The following is a 24656-nucleotide window of genomic DNA, read 5'->3' on the forward strand; positions in this document are numbered from 1 at the left end:
ACTTTTGATCATTACATTTACGACGGTGCTGCTGTATGCTGCTTCCGATTTGCCCCTACGCGGCAATCCTGATAACCAAATGAACCAGCGAGAAAGTATTACTGGCACGGAAGTTCCGGGCAACTACTACATCCGTGAAGCATACCATGATGCCCACACGCCCAATATTGTAACCGTAATTTTGGGAGACTATCGTAGTGTTGATACGCTTGGAGAACAAATCGTTATCTTTTCGGCGGGATTAATCTGTTTTTTATTACTCAGAAAACGGGGGCAAAACGATGACGAATAAAGAACACAGTCCCATTATACTGTATGGAGCTCGCTTTTTGAGTCCATACATCATGCTTTTTGGCTTTTATGTAATTTTTCATGGACACTATTCACCCGGCGGTGGATTCCAGGGCGGTACACTCTTGGCTGCTTCATTACTGCTTGTTCGCATTGCCAGTGGTACCGAAATTTCAAGCTTACAATTTAAAGAGTACCTGGCTACGCCCTATGCTGCACTCGGCGTACTTATCTATTTTGGTACGGGGCTCGTAGCTCTTCTCTACGGCGGGTATTTTCTGGACTACGAACAGCTGCCTATTCCCGGCCTTGAAGCCGCAGATCTGCGGTATTGGGGCATTTTAATTATCGAGCTGGGGATCGGTATCACCGTTATGACAGTACTGGTACTTATTTATGATAACATGGTAAAAGGTGAAGACTATGCTTGATTTCTTTATGGGCCATTATGCCTATTGGTTTACCCTTATTTTGTTGGCGATCGGGTTATATGGCATGCTGCTTAAAAAGAATCTTGTAAAGAAGACTATTGGTCTATCCATTTTTCAAGCAGCGGTAATTCTATTTTTTGTATCTGTAGCGATGAAAAAGGGTGCTACGGTTCCGGTTAAAGCAAAGGGAATACCTGTAAGCGAAGTTTCAAATTACCTCAACGCTTTGCCACACACCTTGATGCTTACCGCTATTGTAGTAGGTGTAGCAACATTGGGCGTAGCACTGGCACTCATCATAACGATTTACAATCGCTACGAAACACTCAACGAAGAAGAACTTTTAGATAAGATTCAATGATTGGATCAGAGATACCGGCGTTAATCCCCATTACATATATTCTATTTGCGATTCTAATCCCAGTCATCGGGCTGTGGAAAAGAAAAGTAACGTGGCATCTTGCCCTGCTTGGCTCTGGAATAGCTACCGCCCTTTCGGCGTATGGGTTAATATATTTACTCCAAACCGGTGAAACCATTCGCTACTTTTTTGGAGGATGGTCGCCGCCCATTGGCATTGAGTTTGTTTATGATGGGTTAGCAGCTTTCATCGTATTAGTCATTAATGCCATCGCCTTTCTCGTTCTGATCCACTCTAAAAAGATCAGTCAAAATGAGTTTCCTGGTAAACTAACGGGATACTTTGCTGTTGCCATGCTGATGATGCTTGGCTTTAATGGTATGGTCCTTACCGGTGATCTTTTTAACCTGTATGTATTCTTAGAAATTTCATCTCTTTCGAGCTATGCGCTAATCGCCATTGGTGAAAAACGGGCCCCTTATGCCGCTTTCCGCTATCTGATCATTGGTACAGTGGGCGGCTCGCTCTATCTATTAGGCGTCGGGTTTTTATATACCGTCACGGGTACGCTCAATATTATTGATATGAGTGCGATGCTGCCGCAGGTAATAGGACATTCATCAGTCATTGCAGCCATCATATTAATGGTTATAGGTATTGGCGTAAAAGCGGCGTTATTCCCGTTACACGGCTGGCTACCCGATTCTTATACTTATGCTTCATCAACATCATCAGCTATAATTGCCCCTATTGGCACCAAGGTAGCGGCCTACATTCTATTTCGTGTTGTTTTATTTCTATTCGGAGTAGAGCTGATTGATGCTGCACTGCCGGTGACAACAGTTATTGGGATTTTTGCAGGTATTGGCATCCTCTACGGTTCTATCATGGCTATTGCGCAAAGCGAACTCAAGAAAATGTTGGCCTACAGCAGTGTTTCCCAGATTGGATATATCATTATGGGCTTAAGCCTGGCTAATCCCTTTGGATTTATTGGCGCCATTTTGCACGTATTAAATCACGCGTTGATGAAGGCGCTCTTATTTCTGGTATCCGGAAGCATGCGACTGAAAGAAGGTCACTCGCTGATTACAAAATTTGATGATAGTTATCGCAAAAAATACCCGTGGACCATGGCTGCTTTTACTACGGCAGCGATCTCGATGGTTGGCTTGCCTCCACTGGCAGGATTCTTTAGCAAGTGGTACCTCGCGTTGGGGACCATTGAAAATAGCAGTTGGTTATTATTAGCTGTGATTCTGATTAGTTCGCTGCTTAATGCGGTGTATTTCTTCCGAATTTTAGAAAAAGTGTATTTGCGAAATCCCGAGGCAGAACAAGCATCTGAAATTGAATCTCCCGCAGTACAAAAGAACGAAGTGGGCTTCAGTATGATGATGCCCATGGGGGTCATGGCACTCGGATTGTTAATTGTCGGTATTTTCAATGCCTACATCGTTGATATTATTGTAACAATGTTCCCGGCAGGATTTTAATCTAAGTATTTATTTAGCAACATGGAGCTTACGTATATCCCTTTATTAGCAGTGTTGGTATCGCTTGCCGCGGTGCCGTTTATATTGCTGAGTTCTAACAAGCCGAATCTTCGTGAATTCTGGACGATAGCAGCTGGAGTAATCAAATTCCTGCTTGTCCTTACGCTTGTTCCCTCAGCCTTAGATGGTGAAACCGTCAAAATTACGCTCTTGGAGATTGCTCCCAATCTACCGTTGGTGCTCGAAGCTGATTCTTTTGGTGTATTTTTTGCAATTATTGCTTCGGGCTTATGGATATTTACGTCCTTTTATTCTATCGGCTATATGCGGGGACATGACGAGAAAAAACAAACCCGCTACTTTGCCAGCTTCGCCATTTGTCTATCTTCAACAATCGGGATCGCCTTTTCAGGTAATCTGCTGACCTTCATTATCTTTTATGAGATGCTGACTCTGGCTACTTATCCGTTGGTCATCCACAGCGAAAACAAAAAAGCCATTGCAGCCGGGCGAAAATATTTAACATACACCCTTACAGCCGGACTCTTACTTATTGCTGCAGCGGGAATCACTTACTCTATTACTGGAACGCTCGATTTCCAGGCCGGCGGTATTTTTGGCGATGTTGAACTATCGCACTCAATGGCCGTAACGATTTTCTTGCTCTTTTTAGGCGGTGTTGGGGTAAAAGCAGGCATTATGCCACTACACAGCTGGTTACCTTCAGCAATGGCAGCCCCTACTCCCGTTAGTGCCCTGCTCCACGCAGTGGCCGTAGTAAAATCCGGAGTGTTTGGCGTTATTCGCGTGATAGGATTTATCTTTGGTCCCGATGTTATGGCAACCTTTGGACTCAATGAAATTTTGATGGTCTTGGCAGGCTTTACCGTTATTGTAGCATCACTATTAGCTTTTGCCCAAGACAACCTTAAACGACGATTGGCCTACTCAACAGTAGGACATCTGTCTTACATTGTGTTAGGTGCGGCCCTGCTAACCGAAACAGGACTGATTGGTAGCATCATGCATATTTCAACACACGCTACCATGAAAATTACCCTGTTTTTCTGTGCCGGTGCTATTATGGTAAATCTGCACAAAAAGGATATTAGCAACATGAACGGCATTGCCAGTGTTATGCCGTGGACAATGGGAGCCTTTACGATTGGCTCTATGGGATTGGCCGGCATTCCCCCCATTAATGGATTTGTAAGTAAATGGTACCTTGGAGCCGGTGTCTTAGAAGGCGACATGATGATTCCACTTATCATATTAGTAATTAGTGGATTGCTGAATGTGGGATATTTCTTTCCCATTATTCATCGAGCGTATTTTAAGAAAGGCGGTCCAGAACTTGAAGGCCACACCGAGGCCTCGCCTTTCATGGTCGTTCCGCTCACAGGTACCGCAATACTTTCGGTATTATTTGGGATTTATCCCGACCTGTTTTTCAACTTTTTTGACTTAGCAACAGAAATAGCTTCAACCATTTTTTAACACTTGTACCTATGAAGAAGTGGCATTGGATAGCGCTTGGCATCGTTTTTCTCATCAGTTTAATACTGGAGTTTACTTTTTTAGCTGATTATGACTCCCACTGGTGGAACCACATCCCGGCTTTTTATGCCATCTGGGGATTTGTGGGATGCGTTGCTATCATCTACATCTCAAAATGGTTAGGCAAATTTTTCATTTTAAGCGACGAAGATTACTATGATCGTTGAGCTTCTTTCAGTACCAGCAATAATACTTATTTTAGGGGCATTTCTGCTTCCGCTGATCCCGGAACGCATACGCAGTTCCGCATTTATACTATTTCCATTGATCGCATTGGGCGTACTGTGGACACTCCCTGAAGGAAGCTTAGTTCAACTGCCTTTTGCCAGTTATGAGCTGCACCTGCTTACCGTGGATGCCCTAAGTCGTATCTTTGGGACGATTTTTGTAATGATTGCCATTATTGGTGGTATTTACGCTTTTCATATCAAAGACCTTGGCCAGCAGACTTCTGCCCTTGCGTATGCCGGTGGGGCCCTTGGTGTTACCTTTGCCGGTGATTTCTTTAGCCTATTCTTCTTCTGGGAGATCATGGCTGCCGCTTCAACCTGGTTGATCTGGGCCCGACAAACTGAAGCTTCTGACAAGGCTGGAATGCGATATGTTCTTGTTCATATTTTTGGCGGTGGCCTGTTTATGACTGGGATTTTACTGCACCTTAACGGAGGCGGATCATTCCTTATCGAAAGTTTAGAACAGACCTATACCGTCGCTAATGTTTTCATGCTGCTGGGGGTTGGGTTGAACTCAGCGATTCCTCCCTTGCACGCTTGGTTAGCTGATGCTTATCCGAAAGCAACCATTACCGGTGCTGTATTTATGAGTGCTTTCACCACAAAATCAGCGGTCTATGTATTAATTCGATTATTCCCCGGCTGGGATATCTTAATCTACTGGGGAGTAGCCATGGCGCTTTACGGAGTCGTTTACGCGGTACTTGTAAACGACATCCGCGAAATTCTGGCCTATCACATTGTCAGTCAGGTTGGGTATATGGTAGCCGGTGTTGGCATTGGTACCGAAATGGCCATCAATGGAACTACGGCACATGCCTTTAGTCATATCCTATACAAGTCACTACTATTTATGGGAGCCGGTGCCGTTATTTATGCGACCGGCAAAAGCAAGCTTACAGAACTTGGAGGATTTGCCAAGAAGATGCCAGTAGTTGTAGGCTTGTATATGATCGGAGCTTTTTCTATCTCCGGATTCCCCTTCTTTAATGGATTTATCAGTAAGTCAATGGTGGTAAGTGCTGCCGGTGCAGCTCACCTCCCGACGATTATGTTACTGCTTATTTTGGCATCAGTTGGTACGTTCTTACACACCGGCCTCAAACTTCCATACTTCACTTGGTTTGGTGAAAAGAAGAGTGATTTTAGCGTCTCCGACGTCCCATTAAACATGAAGATAGCAATGGGTATGGGCGCCTTTTTCTGTACGCTATTCGGCGTTTATCCCGCTCTGCTGTACAACTATCTACCCTACGCTGTTGACTATACGCCCTACACCATCTACCACTTTGTGGAGATGATGCAGATACTGGTATTTACTTTTGTAGGATTCTGGTTACTCCGCAAAAAGCTGGAAGGGTCACCACACATCGCCATTGATACAGATTGGTTCTATCGCCGTCCGGCTGATGCAGTTCAATATGCTTTTGTAGAACTTCCCAACCGTTTTTATGGCTTTGTTGAGCAACGTTCTCTCAAAATTGCAGGGGGACTATCACGCTTTTCCAAAAATCCACTGCAGCTGTTACCATTCGGCTCGTCCAACCCTGATGGGAAGAAAGAAATCAAATCAGACGACTTCTCGGCTTCCATTGGTGCGGCCCTGGCATTTATCCTTTTCGGATTTATCGTCGCCAGCTTAGTAGTCTTATTATAGTCTAAATTGACAAAGGAATAGCAACCAAAGCTCTTGTCTTTTTACTTAAGCCTAACTATGGTTAAAAGTTGGGCTTAAGTTCTCTCCCCTCTTGTTTAATCTGGTCTTGCTCGATTTTATCCCAAATAAAAAAGCTGCATCATCCAGTCCTACACCAGACCAAATAATGCAGCTCTTTTTTATTCCTTTGTGTTATTTACCCTTCTTCTGATTTTCGCCATTCTTTAACGGCTTCTATATCCTCTGTTTCACCGATGATAGAAAGTTCGTCATCTTCTTTAATAATCGTGTGTCCATGAGGAATATTGATCTCTCCATTGCGTTTTATGATCGTTATCAAACTCTCACCTGGCAAATCAATTTCTTTAATACTCTTGCCTATAAATTTGCGTGTAATATTATCCTTACTAACAGAAATATTAATAAATCGCTCATCCCTAAGCAGTATTTCTTTTAGCTCAGATTCATTTTTCGCTTCTCTCCATCGCTCAATAAAACGTTTCGAATCAATCATTTCTGCCAAGTGAGCAAGTATCCGTAAATGTTGACCGGATCTCTCTTTCGAACTCACCAAAAAGATAATTGCACGTAAGTTTTCAAAATCACCAGTTTTATCCTCATCTAAAATCTCAAATCCCTCAGTTGATACTGTTATACTTTGAGGTATGCGAACCAATACCATTTGAGGATAACAATCTTTATCTGTCCGAATATGATTAATTACCGTACTGTTACCAAGTGGTATAGTCCCAAGGTTTTGTGCTTTACAAAAATCCTCTACCAACTCATCCATGTCCAATTCAAGCCGCTCTGCAAATACCTCAGAAGCCTGTTTTATAATCGTCCTATAACTCAGTCGTTCATTAGTCTCATCAATAACCGTAGCCTGTGAAACTACTTGTTCATAAGGATCTTCTTCTCGCAGCCCCTTTTCTCTCAGAATACCACGCATCTCGTGCTCAAGTCCGGTATCTTTTCGTTCACCTAACCGTGCATGAATATGAAATATAGCCCCTTCACGGTCAATTTCACCATAGGCATAATAATAAAACCAACCAACGCTAAATATAGCTACCACAAAAGTAAATAGGATTGAAAGTAATCCCATTTCTAAAATAAGTATCCCCGAGAGAATCATCCCGATAATTTGCAACCAAGGATAAAACGGAGAATTAAAACCAGGGTCATATTCTTCGATTTTACTTTCCCTCATCACAATCACAGCCAGATTTAGTAACCCAAAGAGCAAAAGCTGAAAAGCACTGGCCAACTTCGCAACCTGGGCAACATCAAAAGCTACAAGAAAGAAAATCATCAACAAAACAGTGGCAATAATGGCAATTACCGGAGTACCCTTTGTACCAATTTTTGAAAACCGGCTATCAATAAGCTTGTCGCGTGCCATTGCCAACGGGTAACGAGAAGCTGACATAATTCCTGCATTTCCGGTAGAGGCAAATGCAGCTACTGCAGCGATTACAACAAGTATTAGACCCAAGTCACCGGGCAACCAAGTCATAAAAGCTTCTCCGGCTGTGGCAACAGGAGTAAGGTCTTCTCTAAATTCAGTGGGGTCCAACACCGAAACCATAATAAACACACCAGCAACATATACAAATATGGCCGACATGATAGAGAGGAACATGCCCCATGGTATATTTTTATCGGGATTTTTTACTTCCTCGGCCACACTGGCAACCTTTGTTAATCCCGCATAGGATACAAAAACCATCCCTACTGTAGCCCAAAATCCAGTAGCCCCACCAATAAAAAGTGGCGTAAATTGATTCCGAGTAACTTCAAAGAAATCAACCGAAAAAACTGAGAACAAACCCTGGGCAATATAAAAAGTCATAATGCTTATCAGGGCGGCAACCAATATTTTTTGTAAGGCGGTAGTTTCTTTAGCTCCTACAATGTTTAGAATCCCAAAAACAAGAGTCAACACTACCGCTACCGGAACAATGGGTAGCTCAACAAATATTGAAATGTAGGCCCCCATCCCAATTAAAGCAAAAGCACTTTTCAATACTAAGGCTAACCACGAACCATAACCTCCAACCGTGCCCATAACAGGCCCCAGGCTACGATCAATAATATAATAGGTCCCGCCTGCTTTAGGCATAGCCGTGGCTAATTCTGCAACACTGAACATCGTTGGCAATACAAGTAATCCCGATACCAAATAAGCGATAAACACAGAGGGACCAGTCTCCGCTGCCGCAATACCAGGGAGCAAGAAAAAACCGGAACTAAACATCGCTCCTGTGGCAATGGCATATACATCCCACAGACCTAATTGTTTATCTAATTTTTCGTGTTTCATATTCATTTTTTGTGATAATAATTTTGCAACTGAGTTTAAGAAATTCGTTTATCTTCTAAAAGGATTCTTACCTATTGGGGGGAACAGTCCAACACCAATAAACAGGTTTAAATTTCATATAAAACTAATCATTATTACATACCAAGGAAGGCTGTACCAAGTTAATCTTGTTTCAATTCTTTTATCTTTTCAATGTCTTTAACTTGGCCAATAATTGACAGATCATCCCCCTCCTGAATAACCGTATTTCCATGCGGAATATTAATATTTTCTCCTCGCTTTAAAATTGCAACAAGACTTTCATCCGGTAATTCAATTTCATGAATCTTCTTTCCTATAAATTTAGCTGTATTGTCGTCAGCACTTATATGTAAATCAATAAAACGCTCATTTCTGAGTAATATTTCTCGTATTTCAGCCTCGTCTTCTGCTTTTATCCACCGATCAAAGAACCCCTTCTGGTCAATCATTTCAGCAATATGTGCCAAAAATCGCAGATGTTGCGTAGCGCGCTTTTCGGAACTTACCAAGAAAAAGATCGCATACAGCTCACCAATTTTATCCGCTTCGTCACTTGTATCAGTAAACCTGGGATTGTCTATTTTAAAACCATCTTTGATTCGAACAATAAACAGCTCGGGCTCGGTATCAATATGTAACCGCGTATGATTGAGCGCCGCCCCCTCACCAATGGGGATTGTTCTAAAATAATCTGTCTTTTTGAATGATTTGATTAATTCATCCTGATCGGCATTAACTTTGGTTGCCAAATTTTGACACGCCTTATGAACGATATCATCATATGTTATTTCAGGATCTTCAACATCAAAAATAGCAGCCTTACTTACAACCAGCTCATAGGGATCTTCATCCCGCAATCCCTTCTCTTTCAAAATATGCCTCATCTCATATTCTAATCCATGATCTTTATACTGCCCCAGTCGTTCATGCACATGAAAGATGGCCCCCTGCCGATCAATTTTTCCATATGCATAATAGTAATACCACGCCACTGAAAGAATGATAATAGCAACAGTAAAAAGTATTGAAAGAATACCCATTTCCAGGATCAATAACCCAGAAGCGAGCATACCAAGCATCTGAACCCACGGATAAAATGGAGATTTATATCCGGGGTCGTACTCTTTAATATGACTTTCCCGCATTACGATAACTGATAAATTCAACAAGCCAAACAACAGCAGCTTAAACGCACTGGCCAATTTTGCCACTTCCTTAACGTTAAAAACAAGCAGCAAAAAGATCATTGCTCCGGTAGTAACAACAATAGATATTACCGGGGTATCAAACCGCCCGAGTTTTGAAAACTTTACATGCAGCAACCGATCTCGTGCCATGGCCAAAGGAAAACGTGATGCCGACATGATACCTGCATTCCCCGTTGATGCAAAAGCTGCAATAGCAGCAATAACGATTAATATGAGACCGATATCACCGGGTAGCCAGTTCAGAAAAACCGCACCCGCCGTAGCTACAGGAGTTAAATCCTGGGCAAATGCTTCTGGCTCTAAAACTGCTGTCATTAGATAAACACCAATAACATATATTACGATAGCTGTCAATATGGATAAAAACATTCCACGGGGAATATTTCGGTCTGGATCCTCAACCTCCTCAGCTACGCTCACTACTTTTGTAAGTCCCGCGTAAGACACAAACACCATCCCAACCGTTGCAAAAAATCCTTGTGGTCCATTCTTAAAAAATGGTGTGAACTGTTGGCGGTGAATATCCAATATGTCTAATGAAAACAAGTAGGAAAATCCCTGTACCAAATAAAAAGCTAATATCGATAACAAGATGATAACAAGGGTATTCTGAAGACGGCTGGTTTCTTTAGCACCAAAAATATTAAGAGCTCCAAAAGCAATGGTCAGAATAATAGCTACGGGCGTTATTGGTACATCAAAAAATATTGAAATATATGCTCCCATCCCGATCAGCGCAAAGGCACTTTTAAATACCAACGACAACCAAGACCCAAATCCCCCAATACTACCCATCAAGGGACCAAGTGTACGGTCAATAATATAATATGTGCCTCCAGCTCGGGGAAATGCAGTTCCAAGTTCAGCCTTACTTAACATAGTAGGGATCACTAATATTCCCGATACCAAATAAGCCAAAAACACGGAAGGCCCCGTCTCACTGGCTGCTAATCCCGGTAACAAAAACAAACCAGAACTAAACATCGCTCCAGTTGCTATAGCAAAGACATCAAAAGCCCCAAGCTCTTTTTTTAATTTTTTGGAATCTTTCAGTATCGGCAAAACAATGGTAATTTTTAAGGCTCACAAAAACTGCTGTTTAGAATGGCTTAACAGCTGTATAGAAATTGCTATTTAGTTGGGCTGTACATCTTAAAAATATTATTCAAAGTGTTCTTCACTTTTTCCCTTCTCCTCATCTTCAAATGTAATAATCCCTTTCTTTCCCATACGAGTAATCATGCGTATAATGTATGCAATTATAATTAGACCTATCAGAGCCTGAATTTTTACGCTCAATATCGGATGAAGATCAAACAATTCAATGATCACATATTCTAATGCAGCTGAAACAAAAATAATTCCCAGTAACCAAACAAACTCCGTAATCAATTTTTCTTTCAGTTGGTGAACCATAAGACAAAACTTAACAAAGTTACTCTTTTTAGTTTTGCTGAATATAATCGGTTAAGAAAGTTACCGATATATTTTGCTTCATTATAATGAATCTTAATTAATTCTTTATAAAAAATTAATTATAAAACAGTTAATACGATAAAAAATTAGGCTTAAACAAATATTTATCTTCCTTATAAAACTACCGAAAATCTTTGTTAATCATAATTCATTTATAGATTTTCACTCCTTTCGTAGCAACAATATTCATTCTTTTAGCCGACATAACAGAATTTAATGGGCGGACATTTACTCATAGGTATAACAAGCATACTCATATTTGGAATTGGAGCTCAATGGGTTGCCTGGAGATTTAAATTACCAGCAATACTACTTCTTCTTATTTCGGGAATAATAGCCGGACCGGTATTTGGATTACTTGATCCCGATCAACTTATGGGAGAGCTACTGGCTCCATTTATCTCTGTTTCAGTAGCGATAATTTTGTTTGAGGGGGGATTAAGCCTGCGCTTTTCTGAGTTGGAAAACATCGGAGGCGTTATAGGCAATCTCGTTAGCATTGGAGTAATTATAACATGGATCATTACCGCCCTTTCCGCCCATTATCTTTTCCCCTTTGGATGGGAACTCTCTATTCTTCTTGGTGCTATTCTTGTTGTTACTGGCCCTACGGTAATTATTCCCTTGCTTCGCCAAGTACGTCCCTCAGGACAAGTAGGATCGATCCTAAAGTGGGAAGGGATTATCATCGACCCAATCGGAGCAATGCTTGCTGTACTTGTTTTCGAAGTTATCCTGAGCACCAGCCTATCAGCTGCAACCAATGTTGCCTTTATGAGCATTGTTAAAACAATTCTATTTGGTACGTTGGTTGGATTAGCCGGTGCTGCATTAATTTATTTTTTGTTAAAGCGCCATCTCCTACCTGACTTTCTACAGAATCCCATCAATTTAATGGTGGTCGTAACTGTTTTTACCGTTTCAAATATGTTACAACATGAATCTGGTTTGTGGGCTGCAACATTAATGGGAATTGCCCTTGCTAATCAAAAAACAGCACGCATCCATCATATTACCGAATTTAAAGAAAATTTGCGGGTGCTACTTCTTTCTTCCCTGTTCATCCTCTTAGCTGCCCGGGTAGAATTGGATAACCTAATCGAAAATTTAAATTGGAATGTCGCTGCCTTTCTGGCTATCCTAATTTTAGTAGCACGACCTATTGGAGTATACATCTCTACGATGTTTTCGGATATTAACTGGCGCGAAAAACTATTTCTCTGCTGGATGGCTCCAAGAGGTGTCGTCGCCGCTTCCATTTCATCAATATTTGCAATCAGTCTGGCCCAAAATGGATTTTCCCATGCCGATCAACTTGTACCTATCGTATTTTTAGTGATTATTGGAACCGTAACTATTTACGGACTGCCTGCCTCATGGGTAGCACGCAAATTAGGCGTAGCCAAACCTATACCCAATGGCGTGCTTATACTTGGTGCAAATAATTTTGCTCTAAAAGTTGCCGAAATTATCAAAAAAGAAGGGCTTAAAGTACTGGTAGCAGACTCTAACTGGAGAAACATTGCCAAAGCCAAGTCAAAAGGATTAGATACTTATCACGGAAATATTCTATCAGAGTTTGCATTGGAAGAACTTAATCTCGACGGTATCGGACGACTGATATCATTAACACCAAATGATGAAACAAATTCTCTTGCAGCACTTCGGTTTGGAGAAATTTTTGGCCGATCTCATGTATTTCAAATATCTCCCAATACACAGGGTTATCTTGAAAGCAAACAAGACTCCAGTCTTTCAATTGGAAGAGTTCTATTCCACAAAAAGCTAAACTTCGAACTTATCTCGAAACTTGTAAGATCGAATACTGAGATTAAAGTTAAAGCGTTCAACGAAAAAAATGAATCTATTGATGACATTGAAGAGGAAATAATCCCGCTATTTTTAATAACCACTAATCACGAGATTCAACTATTCACTGTGGATCAAACCCCTTCTCCTGCGGATGGCGACAAAATCTTTTACATCTCCATAGATCAAAAAATGCGTGAAGAATTGGAAAAAGTAGAAATAGCCGACGACTCAACATAGGCATTAGGCAATCGAAACAAGACTTATCAGAGTCGCCCCATTTTTGGGTGACTTCAATTCCATTCCTGGGCAAAAAATACGGTCTGGAATTCAATTATACTGCATTATGGTTTAAAAATAAGCGTAAGCTACAGAAATAATATCATTCAATGCACATTGCTTGACATATCCGATATGAGTCCAAATAATTTTTTGCCGCAACGTTCCAAGTTATTGACACATATGCCTTTTTATAAAATTTTTACCAAAAAAGTTAATTCTTTTCATACTTTTATCTGAATTAAATAAGTTATATCAATAAGTATATAACTTATTTCTACTATTATGAGAATATTACAACATATTGTAATAGTACTTTTAGCAGGCGGTGTTATTGCCAGTTGCAGTAGCTCACAACAGTCAACACAAGAGTTTTCTGCCCCCCAGCAAGAACAAAGCCCCCAATCCAACTATTATACAACGGCATTCCCCCACAAAGATATTCATGACAAGCTAAAAGATGCCCAACAATCGGTGGTTCGAATAGCTTCATCCGGATTTTATGACAGCTTTACTTTTGAGGGACGAGCCATTACGCTCCCTGATATTAAAACCAATGCCCTAAAAGACATTGCCACATCTAAAATATCTACGGAGGAATCTACCAGTGGAACCGCAATCATTATCGACCGCAACAACTCGAGTTCTCTGCTTATATCCTGTGAACATACTATCGCCTTCCCAGATACTATTATCACCTACTATGAAGGGAATAACATCCCTGACGAGACATATATAGAATCCATCAGCATCAAGAAAAACTCATCTCATCTTGTCTATACTTCGACCGAGCTAAAGCCTTTTAAAGTACTTGCCACTGCTAAACGATCAGATCTGGCCCTTTTGAGCGTTGAATTTGAACGAGGAAATTTAGAATTATATCCTCTTGAAATCTCGGCAGGCAACAGTAATTTCCTGCGCTTAGGTTCATTCATGTATATTTTGGGATTTCCCAAAAGTTATCCCATCGTAACCCGAGGAGTAGCAAGTTCATCAGAAAGCTGGAACGATCGTTTTTTTGTGATGGATGCTACCTTTAACCCGGGCATTAGCGGAGGATTGGTACTGGCAACCAATGATAACTATAACAGCTTTGAATGGGTTGGCATGGCCAGCTCGTCAACCGCTACACGAGAAGAAGTTCTTGTCCCCCATCCCGAAGGAGAAAACTATTCGCGGATTACCCGTCCTTATACCGACTCCGTTTTTGTCCAGCAAAAAACACGTATCAATTATGGAATCACACAAGCTATTCCCATTAACCAAGTGAAAAAAATTTTACAAGAGAACCGAGATATGTTGAAACAAAAGGGCTACCGTCGGGCTTTAGAAATGGGCGAATAAACCGTTAGTAAAATTCACCCTGCACTTCTATTTTTACAAGCAAAAATTAATCTCTCAAGTATAACGTACCCCATTGATGAAAGTTCTCAAATTTGGCGGCACCTCCATGGGCGATGCCCAAACATGGAAACGAGTTATTGAAATCATCAAAACCTACGATGCTCCTTTTGTTGTTGTCTCAGCCACCGCCCGTACGACCCGAGCATTAGTAAAAGCAGCCCATAAAGCTATTGATAATCCCCAAGAAGCAAATGACATTGCCCATGATATTGCTACCCGCCACAATAATATTGTCGAAGACTTTTTAACTGAATATGATGATTCTTCCCAAACCCTTGAAGCCTGTTACAGCTGGATTGACATTCATATAAAGGAATTAAAACAGCATCTTACCACGATCCACAACCAGCAGGAACTGACAGAACAGCTCAAGGATGTTATCGCCTCGATTGGAGAACGACTATCTTCTTATCTCTTTACGGAGTGTGGATACGCAGCGGGATTATTTACTACCTGGCTGGATGCAACTAAAATTATACGTACTGATTCCAACTTTGGAAAAGCTTCCCCGAACGTTGACTTTATTTTCAACAAAATAACTACACTTCAACAAAAAATATCCACCGGAAACATTCCGGTTATGGGAGGCTACTATGGAATGGATGCCAACGAGAACATCACGACTTTGGGTTTTGAGGGATCGGATTATTCGGCCAGCCTCATAGGTGCTGCCTTAAATGCTGATGCCATTGAAATATGGACGGACGTTAGCGGGGTATACACTTGTGATCCGCGTTTTGTAGAAAATGCACAACCGATACCCCAGCTAAGTTTTCAAGAGGCCACAGAGTTGGCATATTTTGGCGCCAAGGTCTTGCACCCATCCACGACTAAACCTGCTTCCAAACAGGGGATTCCCATCCATGTGAAAAATATTTTTGACCCAAAAGCTCCGGGAACATGCATATCAAGCGAATCTACAAATAATCAGCTTGTCAAAGCTATTACCTACAAAGAGCACGGTACTATTATTACAGTCACTTCTTCGCAAACCGTGATGGGATACGAATTTTTAGCGGATGTCTTTGATGTGTTGCGCTGGCATCAACTCCCGGTTGATGTAGTTACCACAACAGAAGCATCGGTTTCTATCGCGATAGAAAATGGCGATCAAATTGATAAAGCCATCACACAATTACAAGCACATGGTATAGTAACACAACGACCTGAGCAGGGAATTATAAGCCTGGTAGGGTGTCAAAATAGTGACCGCAAACTCATTGGGGACATTCTTCGTGAGATTAACGATATCCCCCTAAATATGATTTCATACAGTAAGTCCAAGGGAAACCTCAATATCGTAGTTGATACCAAAGATACCCTGCCCTCAGTAAAAAAAATTCACAAAAAACTATTTTCGTAAAAACAGCCATCCTCATTAGAAATTATTACGAATATACCAGAGCACGGTTTCCATCTCCTTCTTAACAACCGATGAAGACGTCACATAGTGGTTATTCATAAAGCTAAAATAGAGCTTTTTCCCACTCTTGGTTAACACATAACCACTCAGCGAATGATTATTACTAAGCGTACCCGTCTTTGCAAACACGTATGGCTCTTCTCCATCATCCCGCGGACCATACCAACTACTAATTGTTCCACGCTTCCCACCTGCTGGTAACAGATGGAACAACTTCTCGTCGTCTTCAAACTCATCGTCAATAGCTCCCAGTAGGCGAATCATTAATTCGGGTGTAAACATATTATATCGAGATAATCCCGAACCGTCTACCCACTGTGGTTCCTGCGGCAACATATCCAGATATTCCTTTTTCATCTTCTCGATCACCGTGCGAGTATTCAACGGTTTTCCCAGTTCCGAGGCAGTCAACAGCAACAGCTGTTCAGCAATAAAATTATCACTTGGCTGCAACATCCGTTTGTATGCCGTGTCTGACTTTATGCTGTATATTTCTTTGGGGGATTGCGGGCGCTTAACATCTACATACTCCACTTTTTTACCAAGGGTATCCGATAACATATCGGTAAGCATTTCGGGGCTGTAATGAAATGGCTTGTCGATAGTATATGTACTGGTATCAGCCTCTTGCTTATATAAAAATGTATTATCGGTCATGCCGCGGTATAAAAACTCTTCACGCCCCCCGGTTTCATCCACATACGACTGGAAATACTCGGGAGAAACAGCCAAGCCACTGTCAGTCTCGGCAATTTTCCGAAGCTCAATCTCCTGAATAGTGAAACGGGCTATATTTCCAAAGATAGGAAATGGCACTTTCTCCGGCTGATAATAATGCTGGTAATCGCTCCACGACCACCCCGGCCCCAACAGCTCGTCATCAAAATTAGAATCTGAGAAGTAGAGATCTTCATCACGATCTTTTAAAAATTTATAGACCTTATCATTACCAAAATCTGGATGCAAAAACGAGGGGTCGCCTGTCCCCCAAAAAATAAGAGAGTCACCGCGTACTTCGTATTCGAGCGCCTTAAGGGAATCCGGCAGCAGTTTTAATCCTGTATAAAATGTAAACAGCTTAGTATTTGAAGCCGGTGTAAAATAACGATTCGCATTTTGACTGTGAATGATCTCTTCCGTCTCCGGATTGTAGAGTGCAAAACCTGTTAAATTAGCAGAAAAAACATCTGAAGTCTCAATCATTTTTGCCAACGTAGTTGCCGGCGTATCCTTTTCTGATTCATTGGTTTCCGACACCGATTCCGAGGATTTACATCCCCCCGCCAACATAGCAGCAAAAACCAGTATTATAAAAGATTTAACAACCGTTAATTTCATTGCACCGTCCCCATTTGTTAGATTAACAATTCATTCTTGATTTCTTAGTAGAAACCGATCAAAATCTGATAACATAGCTAACAAATTTTTAATCAAAACGAAACCAGATGCGTGTAAAACTATTTTATTCTTGTGCCCTGATAATTGCCCTTTTGATGACATTGAGTTGTTCATCAGACTACGATGTAATTATCAAAAACGGTACAGTCTATGACGGTACCGGTGACGATCCGGTAACCACTGATATTGGTATTAGAAGTGATACTATTGCTACAATCGGAGATCTGAATTCGGCCTCGGCTGCTACCGTTATCGATGCCGAAGGAAAAGCTGTAGCACCAGGATTTATCAACATGCTTAGCTGGGCCAATTACAGCTTGCTCAGCGACGGTCGATCGATGAGTGACATTAAACAAGGCGTAACACTCGAAATTTTTGGAGAAGGCTCATCTATGGGTCCGTTGAATGAGGATATGCGCGACGACGAACCATGGCAAACACTCGGCGAATTTTTAGAGCATCTGACCGACCAAGGCGTGAGCCCCAACGTCGCTTCGTTTGTCGGTGCAACGACCCTGCGCGTAAATATAATCGGACGAGAGGATCGCACCGCCTCCGATGATGAGCTGGCTCAGATGCAACAATTAGTACGTCAGGCAATGGAAGAAGGAGCACTCGGCGTCGGTTCTTCACTCATATACGCCCCGGCTTGGTTTGCAGATACGGATGAGCTCATCGCTCTTTCCAAAGCTGCCGCCGAATACAATGGCACCTATGTTTCGCACATCCGCAGTGAAGGCGACAATCTACTGGAAGCCACGAATGAATTTTTTGAAATTGCTACCGAAGCAGATATCGATGCGCAGATTTATCACCTCAAAGCCGCTGGCAAACAAAATTGGCCGAAGCTGGACACGGTTTTTTACAAAATAGATTCCCTGCGATCACTTGGTCACAATATCTCAACCAACATGTATACTTATACGGCCGCATCCACCGGTATTGATGCCACCACTCCACCCTGGGCACAAGAAGGTTCTACCGCTGATTTTATCGAACGGCTGAAAGATCCCGAAATACGACAAAAGATTGAAAAGGAAATGGCAAGTTCGGAAACCGACTGGGAAAATTTTTATCAGCTGGCCGGATCGCCAGATAATATTTTGCTACTCGAATTTGATGTGGATTCCCTTAAAAAATATAACGGTCAAACATTGACCAAAGTAAGCGAACAGCGCGGAACCGATCCCATTCCAACTATTTTAGATCTCCTCATCGAAAACGGTGGAGATATCGGCTCGGTCTTTTTTGTGATGTCAGAGAAAAACGTAAAGCGTAAAATTAAACAACCCTATATGAGTTTTGGCTCCGACGCCCGATCAGTGGCTGCTGAGGGTGAAGTGCTAAAATCCAGCACACATCCTCGCACCTATGGCACTTTTGCTCGCTTGCTGGGCAAGTACGTTCGGGACCAACAGGTCATTCCATTGCAAGAGGCCATCTATAGATTAACTGGCCTGCCTGCAACCAATTTAAAAATTGAAAATCGAGGCTATCTAAAAGAAGGACATTTTGCAGATGTGGTTATCTTTGATCCCGAAAACATTACTGACAATGCAACCTTTACCGACCCACATCAATATGCCACGGGGGTTGAGCATGTTTTTGTGAACGGCCAACAGGTGTTAAGAGATGGCAACCATACCGGAGCAATGCCGGGACGTGTGGTTCGTGGGCCGGGTTACCAAGAGTAATAATTGGAAGACAGGTCTAGCCATTTGATCAGCCGGACCTCCAATCTTACCGGATACCCTTGCCAATCCATCATATGGCTGGCTTTGCCATCCGGTGGTTATGTTAGAGCTTTGTTGGTCCATCCAATCGTAAGTTTAGCGGTGGGATAGATCAAAGGCTTCTGCCTACTCATTTTTTAAGTACCATTGATTGGGTGGCCCCTTAAAATCCAATTCGCTCAGATTCTTCCGCAGCCTAAGCATAAATTCATTACTCGGATCACTTTTTTTAGTACGATACTCATCGTCAACTTCTTTCCACAGGGAGTGATCTTCAAAAAGCTGGTATTCAAAATGGCCTATCAGATACTCAATGTCATGTTTTTCATAGAGCTTTTGAATTAATTCTGTATTTGCTTCAAGTTGTGCTTCGGTAAGCCGAGCGGTATCCGTCCCTACATTTTCGATACCAATGGCGCTGTGATTTAACCCAATAACGTGACGTGCAAACAACGTATCAGGTAACAGCTGATGCACTTCTCCATCTCGCTTTACTAAGTAATGAGCAGATACGTTAAGATTACTGGCATCGTCAATGTTTTTTCGGGAGGCATCCAGCCGAGAGTCATAAAAATAATTAAATGTATCGTTAAAAGAGGTAGAAGCCGTCCAGTGAACGACAACCATTCGGGGCGTGATAGTTGGTTCCTCCTGCATCATCCCATAGCGGGTTTCCAAGTATTCCAGCGACAAAACCGTCCGGGTGGAATCAAACTTGATGGGAGTATCCTGTATCGTCAGCCCTGATCTACTTTTACAAGATCCCAACAAAGCCAACACCAAAAAACCGAATAATACCTTTTTCATCACATTATCTTCTTCTTAATCCAAAACTGGAGCTTCCTGTTTGCTAAAGTAGGCTGGCGCGGTAATATCCAGCATGGTTTTAAGTCCAGGTGTTGCCCGGCTTATCGCTTGAGTCGTATTTACAATAATGGCCGAAGTGGCAATATCTCCATTAACTCCACCCTCAACCGTCGAAGTAAAAGCAGGATCTCCGGTTATATAAATACTGTCATGCGAATGTTCAATTCCAACTGCTGCCTCAAAAATTAGTGTAATAACTTCTTGGTCATCCTGATAACCTCGTGCAACCTGTCGTACGCCTGCGACATCCCCTCGTTTTACCGTTCCGCTTTCCGTTTGGATAGACTTGTCAGCCTGTATTGGTTCCAGCGTTTCACTCATATCCGTCAGCTCCCAATTCATAGCATCTGCAATCATATACACCGATTCCGGCAATCCAACGTGGCGTATCGTGTCCCGCTTTTCATTAAACTCCTCTTCCGTTAGCCCAGCACCAATCTTATCCCGAAATGGTTTTCTACGCGGACGTGCATCTTGCATCCGCTTTACTTTAATATGCTCAACTTTCCTGCAGACTGATGTTAACACCGAAGGCAGAAAATCCATCAAAAATCCGGGATTGACGCCCGTACCAACACAGCTAACTCCTTGCTGTTTGCAATAGTCGTCAATACGTCGGGCCAGCTCCGGTTGTGTTTGCCATGGGTGCGAAAGCTCCTCGCAAGTCGATACGATATCTAACCCACAGTCGGCAACTTCTTTGACCTGTGCTTCCAATTTTTTGAGCGACGATACAGTAGAAATGACGGCCACATCAGCATCATCGACAGATAGACAGGAATCCAAATTGGGCGAAACCGTAATATTCATTTCCTGTATATCCGCCCATTTACCAAGATCTTTCCCCGTCTTTTGTGGGTCTGGATCGATGCCCCCCACTATTTGTATACCTTCCCGTTCCGATAAATACCGCGTTAATCGCTGACCAATAGGACCTAATCCCAGTTGTACTACCTTAATCATCTAAATATTATTTGAGTTATTTATTTTTAACAAAATCATAAATCAATCGGGAGATATCGGCAAACGTATTCAATACCTGTTCACGATCTTCCGCTTCTTTGGATAAAAGTACCAACACGTAACGCTGGCCTTCTGGAAGCTCAACAATCCCCACATCGTGGTTCACACCAGTAATCCAACCCGTTTTATGGGCTACCTCAACATCATCGGGTAGCCGTGCGGGAATCATTTCATTAAATTTCTGTTGCTTTAAAATGCCAATCATTTCTTCTGATACTTCTTTACTTACGGCTTCTCCTCGAGCCAATTTTTCATAGATAACAACTTCATCAAAAGCCGTAGTTCGGTTGCTTAACCCCCGCTCATATGCTTTAATATCTTCTACACCACGCAACACCTTAATACTATCGGCCCCATAACTACGCATCGTTTGAGTTACATTTTCAGCACCCACTTTTTCAATCAGGATATTTGTAGCCAGGTTACTGCTCATGGTAATCATATCGTTGATGAGCGTTCGAATGGGACGCTGTTGGCCAACCAGCTCGTATAGTTCCCCTTCGCTATCCTCATCGATATCCATTTGATAACGACTACTATCGACAATGCTCCGAAACTCATTTTTAACTTCAATAGAATCATCCAGCGAAAACTTACCAGCTTCTGCCTGTTTGAAAAGCTCAATCATCACGGGTGTTTTCATGGTACTTGCCGCATGAAACATTTCGCGGTCGTTGATAAACAGTTGCTGATCACTTTCAATCATTTTAAACCCTACCGCAAACTGGCCCTCGAGTGTAGATAAATCCTGTCGGATTTCACTTTCCAAATCAGCCATAGTATTCGGATTTGAAGAACAAGCCGTTACCAAAAGCAATAACAGGCTTAACTTTGATAAGTTCTTGAGCAGTTTCATATATATAAAATTGAAAAAATACCTTCGGAAAACATTATCGAAGGTACTTTATAATTTGGCATTTAATTAAATCTCGTACATATCTTCCACATCGAGAATATTGCCCTCTTTGTGCTGGAGATATCGACGCGTTTCGAGATAACGGTTGAGATTATATTCATCATAATATTCCGATTCAGGATCAACACTACTTATTTTTACACGTCCGGCCGAATGAATAAACTGGTCATTGCCAATCCACATGCCTACGTGCACAACGCGCCGGTCGCGGTCTTCGGTTGCTTCTTGACCAAAAAACAACAAATCACCGGGACGTAAATTATCGAATCCATCGGAAGTATCGACCAATTCGCCCGCATGAATTTGCTGAGAAGCATCACGGGGGATAATCCAACCATTCATAAAATAGATCGTTTTCGTAAATCCACTGCAATCCATACCTTTGGATGATGTTCCTCCCCACAGATACGGTGATCCCTTAAGCGACTTTGCCTGTTCAACTAACTCATTTTCAGAGGCTTCAACCGACGCTTTCCAATCATCAAATGAACGTGCCTCAGATTGGCTCACAAAACCAGTCCGACCGTCAGGATAGCTAACCTCATAATAATTCCCGGAGGTACCTGTAGTTTTGAGAATACTACCGCTCACTAAATCCGAAACTTTTGTAGATTCTGAAGAGGGCTTTTCATACGCATAGCCGTTGGTTTCAAGAAAAATAATCTTGTCAGCTTCTTTCCAATCCGCATATTTCTTGCTATCCATTGGTTCAACACCGCCATAATCAACCCACGAAAGATAATCATCCGGGGTCTGAATCATATACCAGCTGCCCTCTTTTTTAAGCACTTTTACAGGCATGCCCAACGTAGCTTGGGTAACCAACTGCGCGGGATGTGACGGACGAGATCGCAAGTTTGCTACTGAATTATTTACAATGCCAAAGGTTTTGCCTTCAAGCTCTTCTGCCGGCAATACCTTTATGCTGTCTACATTAGAAACATCCATTGCTGAAAGCGAATCCAGTAATGCCTCTTTGGCTTCGGGAAGATTTGTTTCGCCTTTCAGAAGCCATTCTCCATTATTTGATATCGCTTTCACATCGAATAACGCCACCCTGCTGTCGGGAGCAAAGTGTTGAGAGGTATTGGTAATTTTCTGTTGAATATCCTGTTTTTGGGATGGACCACAAGCCACCAGTGAAACAAAAAACAAGACAATAAGTGACAATGATAGAACTCTAACCTTCATATAACTTTACTCTTTAACCATATGTTATAATGATATGTAAAAGGCACAGAAAGAAAATTTCTGTGCCTTTTTTTAAAAAATAAATTTAATGATACTACTCATCATTTTGGGGTGTTGTAATTAATCAACATCCCACCAAATGTGATCAGATAGGGAAATATCAGGAACATTTTCAGAATTACGTTGTGTTTCTGAATCAGGATATGCTAATCGTCGAATAAACTCTCCATTCAAATCAGGATTATGATTAGCAGGTAGTTCCATATCATCATATTGATAATCATACCGACGAGCATCTACCCAAGCCTCAGGATGGAGGTACATGGCTGTATATTTTTCTTTGAATATTAGGTCAAGTGTTAACCCACTTTCCCCTACTGCTACTGCAGGATCACTCATGTAATCTTGTTTATCTGATTCCGAAACACCCACCTTATCCATATGAGCCTCAATACCATCTAAATATGCATTGTAAGCACGTGCTGGTTGATTCGCTCGGAAAGCAGCTTCAGCTTCAATAAACTTTTGTTCGGCGTATGTAGCAATTAAAACGGGAGCTGTTTCAGAGGCATAAAAATCATCTGTAGTTAAAACGCTTCTTGCTCCTTGTTCAGGTGCAGAACCTCTTCCCGCCCCGTTTCGAGTACCTACATAATCTCCGTCATCATTGGGACCCATCAATGGTTCAATTCGGGGATCTTCCACACCGTAAAGAGTGCCATCCAGATGCTTAACAATTTGCTCGGATATCCAACCGCCCAGGAGTAAGTTGGCGTTATCGATGGCAACCTCAGCCCATGGGTTAAATTGATCTTCAAAATAGTCAACCTGAGCATCATCAGCATTGTCCGTCAGACCTTGGTCAACCTCTGCCAATACATCAGTAGGCGAATAACTGGATTGCTTGCTCAGGTGATTAAGGTACCGAGCTTTAAGCATGTGGGCCAGACGAATCCACTGGTCGGTATTACCACCGTAGATAAAGTCATCATTTCCTAGCTCGATCGTTGAATTACCCTGTTCCAAGTTTTGAATTCCGTTATCCAAAAGAGTATGAACAGTATCGTAAAGTGCTTCTTGATTATCATAACTTGGCGTCAACGTTTCAACGAAAAAAGCATCGCTATAAGGCACATTGCCCCACACGTCTACAACAGTTGCCAAATTTAAAGCAGTCAGAATATTTGCTACCCCGAGATAATCGGTAGCTCCCTGCTCAGCAGCATCCTGTCTTAATACTGCCAAATCTGTCATCACATCATAGAAACCAAACCAAGTATTGTCGTAAGCAACATCGTCTTGGATATCCGTTGAACTACTTGGATTAGGAGAAGCTAAATACTGGACATAATAAGAGGTATTACTGCCCAAAGAATACATATTTTGAGATGTTTCAAAAGTCGTATTCGTCATTAATCCAGAAAGGGGAGCTTCTGTAGGATTGTTTGGATCTTCATTAATATCCAAATAATCACTACAACCGGCCATACTTACAAGTATGACGCTGAGCATACAAAACGCTAATAGTTTTAAGTTTTTCATAATTATTCTGTTTT

General features: G+C 41.9%; 20 protein-coding genes. 11 read left to right on the top strand and 9 right to left on the bottom strand.

All coding sequences use genetic code 11. The annotated features are described in order from the left end of the window. Positions 1 to 4 precede the first annotated feature (4 nt). Genes mbhE through AAFH98_RS14450 form a run of 7 tightly spaced genes read left to right on the top strand, consistent with a single transcriptional unit; the run spans position 5 to position 6026 of the window. Positions 5 to 292, top strand: a complete 288-nt coding sequence (mbhE, locus tag AAFH98_RS14420) for a hydrogen gas-evolving membrane-bound hydrogenase subunit E (RefSeq protein ID WP_342523522.1) — start codon at positions 5 to 7, stop codon at positions 290 to 292. Further along, entirely contained in the window at positions 282 to 722 is a 441-nt protein-coding gene (locus AAFH98_RS14425) for an MnhB domain-containing protein (protein ID WP_342523524.1), read from the top strand. Before mbhE ends, AAFH98_RS14425 begins: the two co-directional genes overlap by 11 nt. After that, positions 715 to 1083 carry a cation:proton antiporter subunit C gene (locus tag AAFH98_RS14430; RefSeq protein ID WP_342523526.1) on the top strand — a complete coding sequence of 123 codons (369 nt, stop codon included), beginning with the start codon at positions 715 to 717 and terminating at the stop codon, positions 1081 to 1083. Before AAFH98_RS14425 ends, AAFH98_RS14430 begins: the two co-directional genes overlap by 8 nt. Next, entirely contained in the window at positions 1080 to 2579 is a 1500-nt protein-coding gene (locus AAFH98_RS14435) for a complex I subunit 5 family protein (protein ID WP_342523527.1), read from the top strand. The genes AAFH98_RS14430 and AAFH98_RS14435 overlap by 4 nt, the downstream gene beginning before the upstream one ends. A gap of 21 nt (positions 2580 to 2600) precedes the next feature. Further along, positions 2601 to 4076 carry a monovalent cation/H+ antiporter subunit D family protein gene (locus AAFH98_RS14440; protein WP_342523528.1) on the top strand — a complete coding sequence of 492 codons (1476 nt, stop codon included), beginning with the start codon at positions 2601 to 2603 and terminating at the stop codon, positions 4074 to 4076. 11 nt (positions 4077 to 4087) lie between these two features. Beyond that, on the top strand, positions 4088 to 4303 hold the full coding sequence (locus AAFH98_RS14445; RefSeq protein WP_342523529.1) for a hypothetical protein: 216 nt from the start codon (positions 4088 to 4090) through the stop codon (positions 4301 to 4303). Then, entirely contained in the window at positions 4293 to 6026 is a 1734-nt protein-coding gene (locus tag AAFH98_RS14450) for a Na(+)/H(+) antiporter subunit D (protein WP_342523530.1), read from the top strand. Before AAFH98_RS14445 ends, AAFH98_RS14450 begins: the two co-directional genes overlap by 11 nt. 196 nt (positions 6027 to 6222) lie before the next feature. Here AAFH98_RS14450 and AAFH98_RS14455 read toward each other — a convergent pair whose 3' ends face one another. The 3 genes from AAFH98_RS14455 to AAFH98_RS14465 all read right to left on the bottom strand — a co-directional run bounded on the left by AAFH98_RS14455 (position 6223) and on the right by AAFH98_RS14465 (position 10997). Further along, a complete protein-coding gene (locus AAFH98_RS14455; RefSeq protein ID WP_342523531.1) occupies positions 6223 to 8352 on the bottom strand; it encodes an amino acid permease in 2130 nt (709 codons plus the stop codon). A gap of 161 nt (positions 8353 to 8513) precedes the next feature. Beyond that, complete coding sequence (locus AAFH98_RS14460) at positions 8514 to 10643, bottom strand: amino acid permease (RefSeq protein ID WP_342523532.1); 2130 nt, start codon at positions 10641 to 10643, stop codon at positions 8514 to 8516. Between the two features lie 99 nt (positions 10644 to 10742). Next, positions 10743 to 10997, bottom strand: a complete 255-nt coding sequence (locus tag AAFH98_RS14465; protein ID WP_342523533.1) for a hypothetical protein — start codon at positions 10995 to 10997, stop codon at positions 10743 to 10745. A 276-nt stretch (positions 10998 to 11273) separates the two neighbouring features. On the opposite strand from AAFH98_RS14465, the gene AAFH98_RS14470 reads away from it, so the two are divergent. The 3 genes from AAFH98_RS14470 to AAFH98_RS14480 all read left to right on the top strand — a co-directional run bounded on the left by AAFH98_RS14470 (position 11274) and on the right by AAFH98_RS14480 (position 15912). After that, the gene (locus AAFH98_RS14470; RefSeq protein WP_342523535.1) at positions 11274 to 13106 is read left to right on the top strand and encodes a cation:proton antiporter; all 1833 of its coding nucleotides are present in this window, start codon (positions 11274 to 11276) and stop codon (positions 13104 to 13106) included. 324 nt (positions 13107 to 13430) lie between these two features. Continuing rightward, positions 13431 to 14489, top strand: coding sequence for a S1 family peptidase (locus AAFH98_RS14475; RefSeq protein WP_342523536.1), 1059 nt, complete (start codon positions 13431 to 13433; stop codon positions 14487 to 14489). A gap of 76 nt (positions 14490 to 14565) precedes the next feature. After that, a complete protein-coding gene (locus AAFH98_RS14480) occupies positions 14566 to 15912 on the top strand; it encodes an aspartate kinase (protein WP_342523537.1) in 1347 nt (448 codons plus the stop codon). A gap of 15 nt (positions 15913 to 15927) precedes the next feature. Here the strand turns inward: AAFH98_RS14480 and AAFH98_RS14485 are convergent, their stop codons facing one another. Further along, a complete protein-coding gene (locus AAFH98_RS14485; protein ID WP_342523539.1) occupies positions 15928 to 17310 on the bottom strand; it encodes a D-alanyl-D-alanine carboxypeptidase/D-alanyl-D-alanine-endopeptidase in 1383 nt (460 codons plus the stop codon). 107 nt (positions 17311 to 17417) lie between these two features. Between AAFH98_RS14485 and AAFH98_RS14490 the strand changes: the two genes are divergently transcribed. After that, a complete protein-coding gene (locus tag AAFH98_RS14490) occupies positions 17418 to 19064 on the top strand; it encodes an N-acyl-D-amino-acid deacylase family protein (protein ID WP_342523541.1) in 1647 nt (548 codons plus the stop codon). 165 nt (positions 19065 to 19229) lie between these two features. On the opposite strand, the gene AAFH98_RS14495 is transcribed toward AAFH98_RS14490, so the two are convergent. The 5 genes from AAFH98_RS14495 to AAFH98_RS14515 form a co-directional block, all read right to left on the bottom strand. Beyond that, a complete protein-coding gene (locus AAFH98_RS14495; protein WP_342523542.1) occupies positions 19230 to 19910 on the bottom strand; it encodes an N-acetylmuramoyl-L-alanine amidase in 681 nt (226 codons plus the stop codon). Between the two features lie 15 nt (positions 19911 to 19925). Continuing rightward, a complete protein-coding gene (locus AAFH98_RS14500) occupies positions 19926 to 20933 on the bottom strand; it encodes an NAD(P)H-dependent amine dehydrogenase family protein (RefSeq protein WP_342523544.1) in 1008 nt (335 codons plus the stop codon). A 16-nt stretch (positions 20934 to 20949) separates the two neighbouring features. After that, positions 20950 to 21771 carry a serine hydrolase gene (locus AAFH98_RS14505; RefSeq protein ID WP_342523546.1) on the bottom strand — a complete coding sequence of 274 codons (822 nt, stop codon included), beginning with the start codon at positions 21769 to 21771 and terminating at the stop codon, positions 20950 to 20952. Between the two features lie 144 nt (positions 21772 to 21915). Further along, positions 21916 to 23100, bottom strand: coding sequence for a C40 family peptidase (locus AAFH98_RS14510; protein ID WP_342523548.1), 1185 nt, complete (start codon positions 23098 to 23100; stop codon positions 21916 to 21918). 120 nt (positions 23101 to 23220) lie between these two features. After that, a complete protein-coding gene (locus tag AAFH98_RS14515; protein ID WP_342523550.1) occupies positions 23221 to 24642 on the bottom strand; it encodes a SusD/RagB family nutrient-binding outer membrane lipoprotein in 1422 nt (473 codons plus the stop codon). Positions 24643 to 24656: the final 14 nt, after the last annotated feature.

Source organism: Fodinibius sp. Rm-B-1B1-1 (assembly GCF_038594945.1).
GTDB lineage: Bacteria > Bacteroidota > Rhodothermia > Balneolales > Balneolaceae > Fodinibius > Fodinibius alkaliphilus.

Bases quoted from the DNA above. Each gene is read 5' to 3' on its own strand.
- AAFH98_RS14425 (WP_342523524.1), top strand. From the start codon at position 282: ATGACGAATAAAGAACACAGTCCCATTATACTGTATGGAGCTCGCTTT.
- AAFH98_RS14430 (WP_342523526.1), top strand. From the start codon at position 715: ATGCTTGATTTCTTTATGGGCCATTATGCCTATTGGTTTACCCTTATT.
- AAFH98_RS14435 (WP_342523527.1), top strand. From the start codon at position 1,080: ATGATTGGATCAGAGATACCGGCGTTAATCCCCATTACATATATTCTA.
- AAFH98_RS14440 (WP_342523528.1), top strand. From the start codon at position 2,601: ATGGAGCTTACGTATATCCCTTTATTAGCAGTGTTGGTATCGCTTGCC.
- AAFH98_RS14445 (WP_342523529.1), top strand. From the start codon at position 4,088: ATGAAGAAGTGGCATTGGATAGCGCTTGGCATCGTTTTTCTCATCAGT.
- AAFH98_RS14450 (WP_342523530.1), top strand. From the start codon at position 4,293: ATGATCGTTGAGCTTCTTTCAGTACCAGCAATAATACTTATTTTAGGG.
- AAFH98_RS14455 (WP_342523531.1), bottom strand. From the start codon at position 8,352: ATGAAACACGAAAAATTAGATAAACAATTAGGTCTGTGGGATGTATAT.
- AAFH98_RS14465 (WP_342523533.1), bottom strand. From the start codon at position 10,997: ATGGTTCACCAACTGAAAGAAAAATTGATTACGGAGTTTGTTTGGTTA.
- AAFH98_RS14470 (WP_342523535.1), top strand. From the start codon at position 11,274: ATGGGCGGACATTTACTCATAGGTATAACAAGCATACTCATATTTGGA.
- AAFH98_RS14475 (WP_342523536.1), top strand. From the start codon at position 13,431: ATGAGAATATTACAACATATTGTAATAGTACTTTTAGCAGGCGGTGTT.
- AAFH98_RS14480 (WP_342523537.1), top strand. From the start codon at position 14,566: ATGAAAGTTCTCAAATTTGGCGGCACCTCCATGGGCGATGCCCAAACA.
- AAFH98_RS14485 (WP_342523539.1), bottom strand. From the start codon at position 17,310: ATGAAATTAACGGTTGTTAAATCTTTTATAATACTGGTTTTTGCTGCT.
- AAFH98_RS14490 (WP_342523541.1), top strand. From the start codon at position 17,418: ATGCGTGTAAAACTATTTTATTCTTGTGCCCTGATAATTGCCCTTTTG.
- AAFH98_RS14495 (WP_342523542.1), bottom strand. From the start codon at position 19,910: ATGAAAAAGGTATTATTCGGTTTTTTGGTGTTGGCTTTGTTGGGATCT.
- AAFH98_RS14500 (WP_342523544.1), bottom strand. From the start codon at position 20,933: ATGATTAAGGTAGTACAACTGGGATTAGGTCCTATTGGTCAGCGATTA.
- AAFH98_RS14505 (WP_342523546.1), bottom strand. From the start codon at position 21,771: ATGGCTGATTTGGAAAGTGAAATCCGACAGGATTTATCTACACTCGAG.
- AAFH98_RS14510 (WP_342523548.1), bottom strand. From the start codon at position 23,100: ATGAAGGTTAGAGTTCTATCATTGTCACTTATTGTCTTGTTTTTTGTT.
- AAFH98_RS14515 (WP_342523550.1), bottom strand. From the start codon at position 24,642: ATGAAAAACTTAAAACTATTAGCGTTTTGTATGCTCAGCGTCATACTT.